This is a genomic window from Vibrio sabulosilitoris (genome assembly GCF_055391395.1).
Genome location: NZ_AP029599.1, coordinates 1,235,518 through 1,250,304 on the forward strand (window position 1 = coordinate 1,235,518; position 14,787 = coordinate 1,250,304).

General features: G+C 43.9%; 13 protein-coding genes. 2 read left to right on the top strand and 11 right to left on the bottom strand.

Going from position 1 to position 14,787, the window contains the following annotated elements:
- Window positions 1-17 precede the first annotated feature (17 nt).
- Window positions 18-980, bottom strand: coding sequence for an extracellular solute-binding protein (locus ACZ5R2_RS05835; RefSeq protein ID WP_464901412.1), 963 nt, complete (start codon window positions 978-980; stop codon window positions 18-20).
- A 10-nt stretch (window positions 981-990) separates the two neighbouring features.
- Window positions 991-1,971 carry an ABC transporter ATP-binding protein gene (locus ACZ5R2_RS05840; protein WP_464901413.1) on the bottom strand — a complete coding sequence of 327 codons (981 nt, stop codon included), beginning with the start codon at window positions 1,969-1,971 and terminating at the stop codon, window positions 991-993.
- 240 nt (window positions 1,972-2,211) lie between these two features.
- Between ACZ5R2_RS05840 and ACZ5R2_RS05845 the strand changes: the two genes are divergently transcribed.
- Window positions 2,212-3,075 (top strand): hypothetical protein, encoded by an 864-nt coding sequence (locus ACZ5R2_RS05845; protein ID WP_464901414.1) that lies wholly within the window; start codon window positions 2,212-2,214, stop codon window positions 3,073-3,075.
- A gap of 558 nt (window positions 3,076-3,633) precedes the next feature.
- Here ACZ5R2_RS05845 and ACZ5R2_RS05850 read toward each other — a convergent pair.
- From ACZ5R2_RS05850 to ACZ5R2_RS05865, 4 genes are all read right to left on the bottom strand, one after another.
- Complete coding sequence (locus ACZ5R2_RS05850; RefSeq protein ID WP_464919426.1) at window positions 3,634-4,419, bottom strand: ABC transporter permease; 786 nt, start codon at window positions 4,417-4,419, stop codon at window positions 3,634-3,636.
- The gene (locus ACZ5R2_RS05855) at window positions 4,397-5,185 is read right to left on the bottom strand and encodes an ABC transporter ATP-binding protein (RefSeq protein ID WP_464901416.1); all 789 of its coding nucleotides are present in this window, start codon (window positions 5,183-5,185) and stop codon (window positions 4,397-4,399) included. The genes ACZ5R2_RS05850 and ACZ5R2_RS05855 overlap by 23 nt, the downstream gene beginning before the upstream one ends.
- Window positions 5,186-5,189: 4 nt before the next feature.
- Window positions 5,190-6,170 (bottom strand): ABC transporter substrate-binding protein, encoded by a 981-nt coding sequence (locus ACZ5R2_RS05860; protein WP_464901417.1) that lies wholly within the window; start codon window positions 6,168-6,170, stop codon window positions 5,190-5,192.
- A 577-nt stretch (window positions 6,171-6,747) separates the two neighbouring features.
- The gene (locus ACZ5R2_RS05865) at window positions 6,748-7,641 is read right to left on the bottom strand and encodes a LysR family transcriptional regulator (protein WP_464901418.1); all 894 of its coding nucleotides are present in this window, start codon (window positions 7,639-7,641) and stop codon (window positions 6,748-6,750) included.
- A gap of 140 nt (window positions 7,642-7,781) precedes the next feature.
- On the opposite strand from ACZ5R2_RS05865, the gene ACZ5R2_RS05870 reads away from it, so the two are divergent.
- Window positions 7,782-8,243 carry a DoxX family protein gene (locus ACZ5R2_RS05870; protein ID WP_464901419.1) on the top strand — a complete coding sequence of 154 codons (462 nt, stop codon included), beginning with the start codon at window positions 7,782-7,784 and terminating at the stop codon, window positions 8,241-8,243.
- Between the two features lie 384 nt (window positions 8,244-8,627).
- On the opposite strand, the gene ACZ5R2_RS05875 is transcribed toward ACZ5R2_RS05870, so the two are convergent.
- The 5 genes from ACZ5R2_RS05875 to cowN form a co-directional block, all read right to left on the bottom strand.
- The gene (locus ACZ5R2_RS05875; protein ID WP_464901420.1) at window positions 8,628-9,338 is read right to left on the bottom strand and encodes an NlpC/P60 family protein; all 711 of its coding nucleotides are present in this window, start codon (window positions 9,336-9,338) and stop codon (window positions 8,628-8,630) included.
- A gap of 432 nt (window positions 9,339-9,770) precedes the next feature.
- A complete protein-coding gene (locus ACZ5R2_RS05880; RefSeq protein ID WP_464901421.1) occupies window positions 9,771-11,297 on the bottom strand; it encodes a hypothetical protein in 1,527 nt (508 codons plus the stop codon).
- A 14-nt stretch (window positions 11,298-11,311) separates the two neighbouring features.
- A complete protein-coding gene (locus ACZ5R2_RS05885; RefSeq protein ID WP_464901422.1) occupies window positions 11,312-12,832 on the bottom strand; it encodes a hypothetical protein in 1,521 nt (506 codons plus the stop codon).
- A gap of 369 nt (window positions 12,833-13,201) precedes the next feature.
- Window positions 13,202-13,618 carry a VOC family protein gene (locus tag ACZ5R2_RS05890; protein ID WP_464901423.1) on the bottom strand — a complete coding sequence of 139 codons (417 nt, stop codon included), beginning with the start codon at window positions 13,616-13,618 and terminating at the stop codon, window positions 13,202-13,204.
- Window positions 13,619-13,925: 307 nt separating this feature from the next.
- Window positions 13,926-14,213: a N(2)-fixation sustaining protein CowN gene (gene cowN / locus ACZ5R2_RS05895; RefSeq protein ID WP_464901424.1), complete on the bottom strand. Its 288-nt coding sequence runs from the start codon at window positions 14,211-14,213 to the stop codon at window positions 13,926-13,928.
- Window positions 14,214-14,787 lie beyond the last annotated feature (574 nt).

A 14,787-nucleotide genomic window follows, 5' to 3' on the forward strand; every position in this document is an offset into this window, starting at 1 on the left:
CTCTCCAGTTGAGAGTATTAGCGGAACATATTGCTAAATTTTGTAGTGACCGAGGCTTGGTTATCGAACATCCAGTTCCAGTCATAATCCAGCAATTTGATATCGGCATAGTCAGGGCGAGAAGGGTGAGCTGGCACGTCGCTGCGGCCAGGCAATAGCATTTCGTCTGCGACTATTTGTTGTGCGCGCTCGCTCAATAGGTAGGAAACAAAGTCCTCAGCGGTTTGCTTGTTCTGGCTTGATTTTAGAACCATTGCCGCGCGAGGAGCAATAACGGTGCCTTCTTCTGGATAGATAACCTCAATCGGATTCCCCTTGTTTTTCTCGCTGTAGCCCATGTAGTCAACCCCGGCTAGCACAACGGCCTTTGAGCCATTGACGACTTGGTTGAGTGCAGGGCGGTTGGCACCATTCACATCAATACCGTTGTCTTGCCACGCAGAAAATAGCTGCCATGCTTTGTCAGCGTCGTCAGCAATAAAGCCCGAGAGAAAGTCGAGCGCTGAGCCTGACTCAGATGGGTCTGGGATCACAACCTGATCCTGCCACTTTTTTTCAGCATAACTTGTTAACGAGGTTGGCGCTTGCTCAACCAAAAGCGTGTTATAGGTGATCCCCAGTGCAGAGCCAGAGTAGGCAAACAGTTGGTTGTCGCTATTCCAGCCTTCGCGCAGGTGTTCTGCGTGCTCAGGCTCAAAGCTGTGCAGTAGGCCTTCACTTTGCAAACCCATCGCTGCTGGCCAAGAAGCCAGAATCACCGCATCGGCAACTGGGCGTGCTTGCTCTGCTTTCAAGCGACCTAAGATACGACCTGTCGTCGCTTCATACGTTGCGACTTTTTTACCTGATACTTGCTGGTAGTCGTTGATGAGTTTATCCGATAGCCCTTTTGGGCCTGCTGTGTAGACAGTGAGATCAGCGGCAGAGACAGCGCCCGTAGCCAGACCAAGAGAGATGGCTAAGAAAGTCAGCTTTTTCATTGTATGTACCTTATGCAGGAATTGAGTAGATATGTTCACGGTTACAGTACAGAGAAACTGACTGACCGGCTGTTAACGGCTGGTTGGCACTGAAGTGCCACTTTTCACCACTCATATCGGCTTGGATAAGGTAGTGCTGACCGTGAAACTTGGAGGCGGTGATCACAGCGTCAAACTTAAGATCATCACTGTTTTGATTAGGTTGTGAGCGGGTATGCTCCATACGAACGAAAGAAACTCGCTCACCTTGACGAATTCGATTGTTTTTACCAATAAAGTTGGCGACAAATTCAGATTTTGGCTGGTGGTAGATCGCTTCTGGTGTTGCAAATTGCTCCACCTTGCCATCGCTAAGTAGCATTACTTTATCTGCCATCGACATCGCTTCCGATTGATCGTGGGTGACATAGACAGCCGTCAGCTGGTTCTCCTTTAGCACAGATACCAACAGGTGCTGAATTTGCTCTTTTAGTACAGCATCGAGGGCTGATAAGGGCTCATCAAGCAGGATTAAGGCTGGCTGGGTCACAATAGCGCGTGCAATGGATACACGTTGCTGTTGGCCACCAGAGAGCTGACTTGGGTAACGGTTTGCAAACGCACCGAGTTGAACCTGCTCTAATGCGGCACTAACACGCTGGCTAAGGTTCTTGGTATCTTTGCGTGCTTTTAAGCCAAATGCGACGTTTTCGAATACGGTCAAATGAGGCCATAGTGCGAAGTCTTGAAACACCATGCCTAGCTGTCTTTGCTGAGTCGAAAGGGCGACTTTTTTGCCGTCTTTTTGACCAAAGATCAAACGATCACCAATCATAATCTCACCGCTGGACGGCTGTTCTAAACCGGCAATACAGCGTAAGAGAGTGGTTTTACCACACCCTGATGGGCCAACGAGTGCAACGAGTTCCCCTTTGTCTAGCGACATATTAATATCGCTAAGAGCATGAACATCATCAAAGTACTTATTAATTTGGTTTAATTGCAGGCTCATCAAAGCTACCTATTCTTTTTTTTCGTTAGGTTAGAGTGATGATATGACATAACTAAGTACTTAATATGACACTCATGTTAAAGCCCACAATGATGTGTTTTGTCGCGTAACTGTTTTAATTGTCAATTGTAATAAATTTGCTGTAGAAATGACATAATACTGAATTATAGATTAATTAGACCCTTAATATTGTTCAGATATCTTATTCATTACTAGTGTTAGGTGTTTAAGGGAAATGATATGAAATATATTATAATGACGGGAGTAGTTTTGCTCTCTGCAAGCTGCTTAGCGAGTCCAGATGTAACCTCTCGTGAGTACAAGCTTATCTTGAACCATGAAAAGTTTTCTTTTGACAATGAATTTCAACAAGTTGATGGATTTCTTTCTTTAGCGGCCAAAAATATTGAAGAATCAATTGATAGAAAAGTGAATGGCAGCCCATTTTTGTCGAAAGAGCGAAGTGTCGCATTTTACGATGTGCCAAGAGAATGCACGTTAAAAAATATAGGTTACTCTTTTCGAGATCGCGTTACGGATGGGGACTCAGAAGTGACACTAAAGTTCCGCAGTCCAGATAGGTACATATCTGGATTTGAAGACCTATCTTCTTCATCGAGTTCATCAAAAACTAAATTTGAGAGTGATATTGGTGCGAATGCAATAAATGAATTTAAAGTCATCTATAGCTACTCCACGCGAGTGCCGAACTCACGCAAAATTAATGACATGAAGGATATTAATTATCATTTTCCTGGATTTGAAGATGATTATAGCTTTGATAATAATATTGCCATCGCCCCAGTTAGCGACCTAATTATTCATGAGAGAGTCTATGAAGGTCTAGAGATTGACTTAGGAAGTATCGATGCAGAAATGTCATTAACGCTTTGGTATTTGTCAGCGCCTTCAGGACAAGATGTGCCACTGCTCGCAGAAGTCGATTTTGATTATGCCGACAACTCAGCCAAGTACACGAAGAAGGTAGTTAATCGTGCCAAAGTTGCCTTTGATACTCTGCGAGCCATGGATGATTGGGTTTCTCCTGACTCTGAGACTAAAACTCAATTTGTCTATAACTACGATCCCTCGTTCTGTAATTAATGTCGAACGGCTATGGAAGTTATGCTGACACGCGTAACTTCCTCTTGATTTTGTATACGGCGGCGATCGAGTCCAAAGCTATGGTGATGAATTCCCCAATCTCGAAAGGACGGCCGACCAGGAGATAGAGACGTCTAAAGCAACTCTGGGTAGCAGCCAGAGACTAGAATGTGATTAGCCAAATTTCCTTTGACTGACTGATCGACAGGCATATTGGGTTGAGTCTGTTTGCTCTGGCAGGCATACAGCAATAATACGGGCAGCTTGATCCTCTCTATACATCCTTAGAATGAATACTTAGTTGTATTCAGAGAAACGCGCTAAATTGATAGTCTAAGCTATCACTGGGTATCACTTTGATAGCGATTGGTGCGCTCAATAACCTTGGTCTACTCACGCTCGCCGCTGGACACTTCATTGATATTTCTAAACTGATTGTTGGACTTGCTGTAACAGATCCGTTCTTAGGTGCCATAGATACCCAAGTAACTCTGACTAAAGCTGCAGTTTGAGGTTACTTGGGTATAGTCATTGAGAATGGGCGAGCTGTTTTACCCGTTACTTAGTGAGACTCCATGGGAAGAAATAGGATTGCACCCAGTGAACTAATTTGAATAACAGTAGACTGACTAATGCCAGAAAAACCAAACCTGCAAATGCTTGCGGTATCTTAAAAAATGACGTTGAAAATTGAATGAAATAACCCAGCCCCTTTTCGGCAGCCACAAACTCAGCTACTACTGAGCCAATAATTGCCAATGTGATCGCCACGCGCAATCCACTAAAAATATGTGGTAGTGCATACGGCACTCTGATTTGCCACGTCTCTCGATAGCTTGGCGCCCGCAGCGAGCGACTTAACTCGATAAGTTCAACCGGCGTCTCTTTCATCCCGGTTGTTGTCGAAACGACGATTGGGAAAAAAGAAATCAAACAGGTAACCAGGACTCTTGATGAGTCGTCGGTGCCGAGCAGGACGATGATCAAAGGAGCAACCGCTACAATAGGGGTTGACTGAACGACCACCAACAATGGATAGAGTGTTCGATTGAGCAACTCGGAGCGAGCCATTCCAATCGCCATAGGGATGGCGATCAGCACCGACAAAGCAAAGCCCATTAGGGCCACCCGCAGCGTTGCCCATAAATGATCCAACCAACGAGATGCGTCAACGTCAATAAATGCTCGAGCAATGGTCGTAGGGCTTGGCAGCATATAGTCAGGTACTTGACCAATATGACACACCAACTCCCAGACCAAGACAAGACTGACAAAAAAAGCCACCGGAGCAATTTTATAAGTTAACTCAGTTGTTGATAGTTTATGCCGTCGCAATTGGTGCATAAATGTGCCCTCGAATTTGTTCTGCTAGTTGGATAAAACGTGGCAATGTCACGGTATGATTTGTGCGTGGTCGTGGGAGATCAATATCAATAATGTCGAGCACTGTGCCGGGCCGTTCACTCATCACCAAAACACGATCAGCAAGCAGCACGGCTTCGCTGATCGAATGGGTAATGAAAAGGACGGTTTTAGGCTTTTCCTGCCAAATCCTGAGCAAATCAAACCCAATTTGTTCTCGCGTCAAGGCGTCGAGCGCGGAAAAAGGCTCATCCATCAGCAGAATGTCTGGGTCTAAAAGTAAAGCCCTGGCAATACCCAATCGCTGCTGCATTCCTCCAGACAATGCACTTGGTAAACTGTCTGCAAACTGGGATAACCCCAACATCTCAAGCAGCTCATCAGCACGTTGCTCGTCTTTGACGCTATAGCCGCCATATTTGTGTTTTAAAGGAAATAACACATTCTTTTTGGCGCTGAGCCAGGGGAGCAAACTGGCTTTTTGAAACACGATCCCAACATCATCACGAGGCTGTGTCACGGGGCGATCAAAGACTGAGACAGTGCCTTGTGAGGGCAGTAATAGCCCTGAGACTAAGCGTAATAGTGTTGACTTGCCACAGCCAGAAGGGCCGACAACGGCAATAAACTCATGACGTCGGATTGAAAAATCTATGCCTTTGATGGCCATTGGTGCGTTTGGGTTTGGATCATATTGATGTCCAACGCCATTCATCTGCACGTAAGCCCGGTTGTTAGTGCTTTTCATACTACTACTCGCTTAGAAAGTCAGAGCTAATCACTGTCTGAGGATCTAACACGTCAAAGTCTATCGAGTTAGCCGTTGCAACATATTCCCATGTCTTCTCGACCCTTTGAGGATTAAAGACACCAAAGCCATCATCTTGTGTCACATCGTTGTACACCAGATCAGTAATGCTCCTGATCTGATCCGCTGCAATCGCTGGATCGACTTCTGGTACCATTGCGTGGATCGCTGCTGCGGCTTGATCGGGATGCTGATAAGTAAACTCTATCGATTGGGCGAAAGCCGTGACAAATCGTTTGGCCACATCGGGACGCTGCTCAAGAAAACGCTCTGAGGCCACGAGGGACGAGCTATATAAATCAAACCCTTGGGTATGCCACGGCATAACATTGATTTGCTTGCCAACCGTAGCAGCTTGCGCACGAAAGAGAGGTGCATTGGTTACCCACGCGATCACTGCGTCGGTATTACCCGCGACCATCATCGGCCCAAGTGCGCCAGGATCAGCCTTGAGCAAATTCACCGCATCCTCACTTAACCCGCTTTTACCCAATATGAGTGGCAGATACACATTCGATGCGGAGAATGGAGATGTGGCGACTCTTTTGCCCTCGAGATCGTTGAACGACTCGATGCCGCTGCCTTGTAAGCTATAAAACGCTTGGGGTGGCTGGGTAAAATAGGGCAATACTGCCTTAATTGCGACATCATCTTGGCCTTTGGCCATCATTAAGGCACCGATATCAACCGTACCAATATCAGCGCGACCCATAGCCATTCTGGTTAATGCATCCGTTGCGCCGCGCCCATTTGCGATAGAGACCTCAATGTCTTGCTCAGCAAAAAAACCTTGTTGGATACCGACATAAACAGGCGCGTAATCGCCACCTGGCAACCAATCCAACTGATAAGTCACTTTATCTGCTGCAACAACTGGTGAGAGTATGGTGTGCACAACGAGTGCTAGCTTGATTAATTTTTGCATTGTTTTCCCTAACTTAGCTATAAATGAAACTTGTAATTCATCTATGAGAAGCAAAAATAGCGCCAAATAGTCACTGACAACACCCTTACTTATGTTATTGATATTTATATATAAAAATCAGCATGGGTATTTTGGATGAATACGTTGGGCCAAGGTGGTGCGAAAAGCAGTTTACTTGGTGGGAGCTAGTGCGCACTGTTTTCCCAACAGCAGGCGCTTTTGTATGATCCGCAAATCTTGTACGGTTTGCTCGTTGCTGTCACGCCATATCAGTTGACTGAGCTTGATGCTGTTTTATGGGTTTGCAATGTTGAATACAGTGTTACTGGTGAATTGTCTGACCATGCGACCAATAGTCACCTAATTAAAGTGCTAACAAGTTCACCATTCATGTATGCGATTAGCTTCTGCACTACCAGCTCTCATCATCATTGTGATCTAATGAAGTTACCTGTCGTTTTTCTTGGATACTCAATGTTGCCAATGTTTTTATTGGCAAAACGTTTACTCAAGCCTCTAAATCGTCGCTTGGAAGTGTAATGTTCAGTACCTACAGCATTCTTAACGCGAGTAAACCCTACCAGTCATGCTGATGAGAAAATCGCTCAACCAAGAAATCAATTAGCCCTCGCAAGGCAGCGGACATATGCTGACGCGACTGATAAACAGCCCAAATATTCATCGGCTTTGCTTGCCATTGTGGCAATACTTCAACTAAAGCGCCGCTGAGGAGTTCCTCACTGACTAGGTATCTTGGCAGTCGGGCGATACCCGCGCCATGCCTAGTCGCCTCGAGTAATGCCAAGACATCGTTAGAGCGTAATCGGCCACACACCGTCACACTTTCACTGGTGTTGCCATCACTAAGGTGCCACTGATGGGTATCAAACTGAGCAAACAGCAAACAGTTGTGCTGGCTCAAATCAGACAACTGTTTGGGCTTTCCACTGGCCTGTAAGTAATCTGGTGAGGCGCATAACACGGAGTGGCACTGGGCAATCTTTCGCGCAATTAGCCCTGGGTCGAGCTGATCAGCGATTCGGATTGCAAGGTCTACCTGATCATCAATCAAGCTGACTTTCTCGGATACCATCATCATATCCACGGAAACTTTGGGATATAGGGAGAGGAAATCGGTAATCGCTGAGGAGAGGTGGCTAATGGCAAAGGCCGTTGTGGCCGTAATACGCAACTGCCCCTGCGGAATGGTTGCTGCACCTGCAACGCAATCCTCCATTTCTTCAGAGATGGCCAACAATGAATAACATTGTTGGAGAAAATTCTCGCCTGCAGGTGTGAGTGATAAACGTCTTGTGCTGCGATGAAGAAGACGTACACCCAACCAACTCTCGAGCTCAGTAACATAGCGTGTGACTTTAACTCGATTGAGTTCTAGGTGTTTTGCCGCTAGCGTAAAGCTGCCTTTCTCAATAACGACAACAAACACCCGCATTGCACTCAATCTATCCATAATTTGCACACTATATGAAACAATCCTTTTCATATTAGAGCATATATCTGGACAAATATTCGAATTATATTTAACTCAAACTTGCCACCTCTTCTCCACTTGGCTCGAGTATTAGTTTAATCAATAGAGAGAATGCTGTTATGAAGTCAATCCTTACGATTGTTACCCATTCAAACCGTTTACCCGTACTTGAGGATGTAAGCTTACTGTTGGTTCGTATTGGTATTGGTTTGGCGATGCTGACCCATGCAATACCCAAGTTAGTGAACTACTCGACGCTGTCACAAACTTTTTTTGACCCATTTGGTCTTGGCTCACAGGTAAGTCTTACCATGGCACTCTCGAGCGAGTTGGTTTGCTCACTGCTTTTAATTCTCGGCCTTTTCACCCGTTTTAGCGCAGCTATGCTTCTGTTTACTATGGGTATTGCAGTGTACATGGTTGGGATGGCTAAGGGGTGGGCCGGCAACGAACTGGCGACAGTATACTGTTTTGTCTATGTCTTGCTGATCACCTTTGGTGGAGGAAAATATTCGCTAGAGCGTCGAATCGTACCATCGGAGTCTGAGGCTGTTTCACCACAGAGCGCTAAGCTTGCCTGATAGGGCAGTCACCATGGTTTATCGATTTTTATTTTAAGTGTTAGTGAAGACTCCTGAGCTAAACGCCGAGGGGCAGTAGGGCACCTAAGCGACTGTGAAACGGCGCTTTGCTGCCCTGCAATGTTATGAGTGCCATGATAACGTACGCTGAGTTAAAGCGTCTCAGATATAGTTTTTCTACTCTTAAGCAAAGCTCTCCAACAGCTTGGCATTTACTGCCAATGGAGGAGGTATACTTACCAGACTTGTCTTTGGTTGCTGCTTTCCAGTAGTGGATAAGCTTGCTACAGCGTCCCTGATATGACTCGTCGCACTATTATGCTTCTCATATTCACCTCTCATAGCATGAATTGGTCGAGTGCCCCAGGCGCAACTAAAAGTAACTTAGGCTTCATTAACCGAAATCAGCGTGCCATTGGCAGCGGCCAGCCGAGTCTGACCATCAACATCAAGGGCGCTAGTGGGCCATCTGGCACTGAGTAAGCGATTTTTTGCCACGCGCGTGATGCTGACTGAGTTTGATTGATTACCACCAAGAATGTGGTAATAGTCTTGATCTTCGGCCCAGTAAAAACCTACATGTCCTTTGCCACAATCAGGGTTTTGGCGCCAAAACACCATCACAGCACCCAGTTGAGGGCTGAGCGAACAGCCAAAATTCAGCCAACTTCTGGCCCTTAGCGGATAGACAGGGAGGCTTTCTTCACTGAGTTGGCTACCAATGCAGTGAGCGACAAACAGGCCACACCATGGGATATCGTCATCGTGATAGTCGCTGATGCCAAGATTTTGTGCCCAGCCAATGATCGCTTCGTTAGAGCCGAGCCCTGGTTGCTCTCGGGAGCCAATCAGTTGAAAGGCGCTCTCAAGCCAAGGCATCGAGGTCGGAATACGAAACGCTTGTTCAGCCTCTGGCTTTTGGTTAGCAAACAGTATCGCACGGGTTTGTGGCCCAACTAGGCCATCAACTGCCAGTTGGTGGGCCGCTTGAAAGGCTTTAATGGCCTTGATGGTGAGTCGACCTGGAATACCATCAATTGGGCCGGGGTTGAAGCCGTGTGTATGCAACGCTCTTTGAATATCGATATAGCTCATTTTGATTCCTCAGTTTGTGGTTGCCGCTGGCGTGATTGTTCGACTTTTTGCTTACGCTAAGCTGGGCTGCGGATCACTCGTCGAGTTAATGGTTCCAAATACGATGTGACTACCACCAGCGATAAGAGGCGCGGCGAGTAAAATAATCCCTGTTTTCATTGCGCTATGCTGCTGCCTCCCTAGCCAGACGGAATATCAACTTAAGACATCATTAGCATAGGTAGGGCGACTTTTATCTTCATCCCCCAAATGGGGGATGCTGAGCATTAAAGTAGACTAGATTTGATTTAGATCAAGTGAGACTAAAGAGCAGCAAGTGGGAGTGCTCACGGTTATTCGATAGCAAAAGATAAGGCCAGAGAATAGATATCTTCTCTGGCCTTTGGTTTAAGTGAAAGTATGATAGTGTGCTAGTTTTGCGTTTAACGTAAACTAGTAGATATCAAACCTAAGATTCTCAACTTCTATGAGACTACCAATTGGGTCAGAGCTCGAATCTTTGAAGACAACCTTAACTGTAGAATGAGATAAGTTGTAACCCGAAGCAGTTGGTAGGTAGGCTCTTTTGTTTCTGTTCGTTGTACGGAAGGCTTCCCAATCCTTGCTGCTTGGATACCATCTTACTGGAGGGTCGTTGGCCGGATCTCTTTGAGTAAATTCGATGAAATCAAGGTCATCCCATGTCAATTGACTATTTTCACCAAACTCAATGATTGGCTTTTTAAGATCGCCTATTCTAGTTTCATCAGCAATAAGATCACTGAAGAATATAGCTTCGCCATTGTGCGCGTAACCACTAAATTGTCTCTGCCCTTTACAGGATATGAAGTTTTCCTCATTAAGCATGTTCGTTGGTAAGTCGCAACCGTTATCAAATAGGTGAAAATCAACGACGGTGGACTCGTTAGTTTCTGCGTCTGGGTCAGTATACTCAACACTGATTGAGGCAAACTCATTCAAGTTACTATTGCGACTGCTTGTGAAACGATAGTCAGCATGCTCTCTGAAGTACTTTATAGGGTCTGTCACTCCCGTTACTAGAACAACGTCTTCCCCATCATTCGTGATAGCATAAAAAACTGCATGAAAGTAATTCATGCCGTCTTGTCGTAGTTCAAATAGAGATTCTGCAAGTGCTGAACCTAATATTGGTTTGCCAAAAGTATTCCCTACACCAAAGGCATGGTTATAAGTTTTATTTTTCCCATAAATCTTGTACCCATTGCACACGGTATTAGAGGAAGTTGAAGTGATGAACCCACACCAAGCCTCACCAATATCAATATCTTCCATTTCCCAATCAGCATCAATATCAAAGTCTGCGTCGCTATCGCTAGAATCATCACCAATTAAGCGATAGTGATGATGCATACCTACGACTGCATCGACTCTTCTTTCTACAATGCCACCAGGCATCATGAATTGAATGTGATAATCAGTGCCATTAACGAATCCATGGCGATACCATTTTTCTTTACTCTCCACGTATTGGTCGTTGATGACAAGATCATTTAACATCTTGTTGTCTTGAACAGTAACAAAAGTGAAGTCGTTATTTTTCATTTCAATAGTGACATTGCCCTCATCTTCTATTGAGACAACATGTCGACCTCGCAATACATACTCATCCGTCACAGGCTCATCAAGATAATATGACTCGTCATCAGAGTATATCGTCAATACAGCGCCAGCATTCAGTGTGATTGAAACAGTTTCATCAAGATTAAAATAGCCGACTGTATCATCTACCGTACCATTGACTGCCAATAAATAGTTTTGGGTATTTAGATAACTGCCAAACTCTTGAGTGCCCAATTTACGGGCCATAGGACTACTCTCCATACCCACATCGAAGCCGAGCGTAATCGTTTTTTGGTTGCTATTTACAATTGAGTCATCTTCACTGACGCAACCTAATATGGCGCTTATAAATAGTGCAATAACAATAATTTTCTTCATTTGTAGTTCTTCACTTACTTGTTATAATTGAGCTCTATGCCTGTAATGTGAATAGTCGCATCAGGATCAGTTGGAGCTTCCATTACTACGGTCAATTGATTGGTATATTGATCTCTATGTGTTGACAAACTAAACCAAGTTCCTATTGTATGGGCTCCATTCACATGCACAAACTGATCCCAAGTATGACGTTCAAGCTCCCAACGCACCGGATGTTCACTTTGCCCCTTATAATAAAATTCCACCCACCATATTTGATCATAACTACCGGGAGCAAAGGTAATTCTAGGCTCATGCAAAAGATCTTTTATTAAGATTTCATCATCTTCATCAAATAGATCGCTGAAATAGAGATAAACATAATCACCATCGGTTTTTACTTTAATTGAATGCCCGTCGCAATCAACAATATTCATTGAGCCAGAGTTATAATATAAAGCAGCACCAACTTTACACTCATTCGAAACCAATTCTATTTTGCGTACAACTTCATCATGACCTACACCACCTGTTTTCATTTTTCCAACGAACTTCATAAACCCATCTTCATATGAGCTTTTAAATGGTATAAGCCTTTTATTGACGTGGAAGTGCTCATGATCATTCCACCATTCATAAAAAGACTGTTCTTCACTATTATATGTGAATGTACTGTAGCTATCTTGAAAGGTCAGTTTAAAGTCAATGAGTTCCTCTTCAAAATCGAGAATCGATTCAAATAAAGATTGTGCCGCAATAGAGTCCTCTGGGAAATCAATATTAAAACTAAATTCTGAATAGCTATCGATTGGTTTAATGGCATATCCGTTACAGGTCGCATTTTTAACCTGTGTGTATGCACACCAAGGATTGTCTATGTCGACATCTTCACGGATCCAATCTTCTTCATAGTCAAAGTCAAGATCGCCATCACTCCCCACATTGATCGTATAGTGATGGTGAATACCCGGTTGCACCTTTTCAACTTTAGTTACCACATCACCATTAGGAGAAGTAAAAGTAGCTTCGTATTCACCATCATTATTTCCACTGACAATGGCGTGGCGGTACCATTTTTCATCGACGTAGGGGATATCTTGGTCGTTTACGATAAATGACTCCAACCCATCGTTACCGACAGTAACCAACGTAAAATCATGGTTCGTTAGTCTTAATCTAACGCTTTCCTCTTCACCTTGAGTAACAGTGTGCTCACCAGCGACGGTGAACACTAAAGAGGCGTCTTCTGCGATTAATCGCTCCTCATCGAGAGAATATACGTAGAGTTTATACCCGTCAGCAACTTCGACCGTGATGGTTTCATCAAGTGAAAACACACCTACTGCATCGTCAATTTCGCCATTAACCTTGATTACATAGTTATCGCTTTGAAGATAACTCGCAAACTCATCTGTTTTCAATCGATGTGCCATTGGACCGCTGTCCTGATAAACATCGAAACCAAGACTGACACTTCTTGTATTTTCGTTTTTATTTTCTTCAGCGGTACACCCAATCAATAAGGTGATCACTGAAAGAGCTATGATTTTTTTCAACTTTCTACTCCAGTTGTCGGTTCATACGTTAGCTGAAAGCTAAGTCGCAGATGACGTTCAATTAGACAATGTCATCAAAGCATTAATAAGCAAGCGATTTCAGCCAACACCTATGCATATAAACCGACACAAAAGCCAGAAAATTAAATAAGTTTGGTTACATAGACTAAACTAGTAAAAAATAAAACCAAGCACTAACATTATTGCAAAACAAGAGAAATCAAACTTGTTGCAATTTAACAGAGAGTCAACAAAGATGGCCTGGTATGCTCACTGAGTTTGATAAGCTGAAAAGTAAATCCAGATAAACAAGATAGACTTAACTCGATTGGCTAAGCTTGCTATTGGCTCTCTTAGTTGGTGACTTTACTACCCCATACTTTCATCCCAAAACGCCGCTTCGATCTTGTGCCCGTCTAGATCCCTAACAAAGCAGCCATAATATGGCGCCCCATACTCTGGTCTCGGGCCAGGCTTACCATCGCATATGGCCCCCAACTCTATTGCTTTATCATAGAAAGCATGTACCGCCTGTTTTGAGGGGGCAATAAACGCGAAGTGAACGCCGTTGGCCACCTGTGCGGGCTTTTGGTTATAGGGTATTTGTACCCAAAACTCTGGAAACTTCTTACCATAAGCGACTGCGATTTCAGGTACCTCTTCTTGGCGACTGGCACCGATGGTGGCCAGCACTTGGTCGTAAAAGTTTAGTGCTTCATCGAGCTTGTTTGTGCCTACTGAGATATGAGAAATGATGGAAGGGATATCGTCGATAGTTTGAGACATAACAATGTTCCTTTTGTTTTTCAAAATACGATTTGATCCCCATAACAATAACATGTGACCGAAGATGGCACGAATAGCTGATGGTTTTTTGCCTTGTTACAAGCGTAGCCATGAAGTCTCTTTTGTACATTTTTGCTCTTTCTGCAAATTTTTGGAACATCTAGGGCAGAGGTTATGATGAGTAAAATGTTTGGGGGCCATTATCATGGGTGTCTCATGGTTTAGGTCATCTATTTAGTTTAGATAGATTTGCAAGATACCTGACAGCAAATTGGAGTATTTTTACCAAGTTAAGCTTCGTTATTACCTAGCAACACTCTTGCTCAATTTTGTAAAGTAAGGCTTGTGCCTTATCATCTGAACAAAGGCTAAAATACTGATATAACGTATTGATTTGATTTCCTATAAAGTGCAAATTGTCTCTTTCCATCTTTAGTTGTTCTTTGCGTTTTTCAACAAAGTAATTTACCCATTTGTCAGGCCCAGCGCCTTGAGCGAGATACTTATCGAGTACCTCAATTAGTGCGTTGGCATTCTCTTCGCAATTGATCCCGCAAAAGCTTATATAGCGATCGGTCACAGGCTCTGTCATCATTTCCTCCTCATCGTGAATTGATTACACAGAGAATTGCATAATATGCGCCACATTTATGCGATTATAAGTGTATGATTTTATGTGTTATAGACTTATTGATGAATCTACTTTGTTACTAAGTTGACAAATTGATACATTTCATTGGCTGGATAGAAGTCAACGTCGCGGACACTGTATGTTGGTCTTGTCTTGATATAATTGCTAATAATATGAGTGTCTTGATAATTTCCCAAATTAACTAATGCCATTAACATGGGTGTCTTGTGATCTTTTTCCTTTGATTAGTGCTTGAACTTGTCGCAAAGGAGGGATGGACAATTATCCCGACTAAGCTGATCGATCGGGAAGGAACTCGCGATGAGTATAAAAAGCTAAACTTGGTGTTTCTGCTGGTCGATGCACGAGTAGGCTATGTACTATTTTCAAAGGTTGAACCTCTGAAAGGCAAAGCAACAAGATATCTAGAGGGGCTTGTCGTGGAGAGCTTTAAGCTACTTGATGTCTAATCAATCAGCAATATCGTAGGTGCACTAAGTTCAGTAGAACTCATCATAGAGCACTCTCCTTGGCATCC

Bases quoted from the DNA above. Each gene is read 5' to 3' on its own strand.
- ACZ5R2_RS05835 (WP_464901412.1), bottom strand. From the start codon at position 980: ATGAAAAAGCTGACTTTCTTAGCCATCTCTCTTGGTCTGGCTACGGGC.
- ACZ5R2_RS05840 (WP_464901413.1), bottom strand. From the start codon at position 1,971: ATGAGCCTGCAATTAAACCAAATTAATAAGTACTTTGATGATGTTCAT.
- ACZ5R2_RS05845 (WP_464901414.1), top strand. From the start codon at position 2,212: ATGAAATATATTATAATGACGGGAGTAGTTTTGCTCTCTGCAAGCTGC.
- ACZ5R2_RS05850 (WP_464919426.1), bottom strand. From the start codon at position 4,419: ATGCACCAATTGCGACGGCATAAACTATCAACAACTGAGTTAACTTAT.
- ACZ5R2_RS05855 (WP_464901416.1), bottom strand. From the start codon at position 5,185: ATGAAAAGCACTAACAACCGGGCTTACGTGCAGATGAATGGCGTTGGA.
- ACZ5R2_RS05860 (WP_464901417.1), bottom strand. From the start codon at position 6,170: ATGCAAAAATTAATCAAGCTAGCACTCGTTGTGCACACCATACTCTCA.
- ACZ5R2_RS05865 (WP_464901418.1), bottom strand. From the start codon at position 7,641: ATGGATAGATTGAGTGCAATGCGGGTGTTTGTTGTCGTTATTGAGAAA.
- ACZ5R2_RS05870 (WP_464901419.1), top strand. From the start codon at position 7,782: ATGAAGTCAATCCTTACGATTGTTACCCATTCAAACCGTTTACCCGTA.
- ACZ5R2_RS05875 (WP_464901420.1), bottom strand. From the start codon at position 9,338: ATGAGCTATATCGATATTCAAAGAGCGTTGCATACACACGGCTTCAAC.
- ACZ5R2_RS05880 (WP_464901421.1), bottom strand. From the start codon at position 11,297: ATGAAGAAAATTATTGTTATTGCACTATTTATAAGCGCCATATTAGGT.
- ACZ5R2_RS05890 (WP_464901423.1), bottom strand. From the start codon at position 13,618: ATGTCTCAAACTATCGACGATATCCCTTCCATCATTTCTCATATCTCA.
- cowN (WP_464901424.1), bottom strand. From the start codon at position 14,213: ATGATGACAGAGCCTGTGACCGATCGCTATATAAGCTTTTGCGGGATC.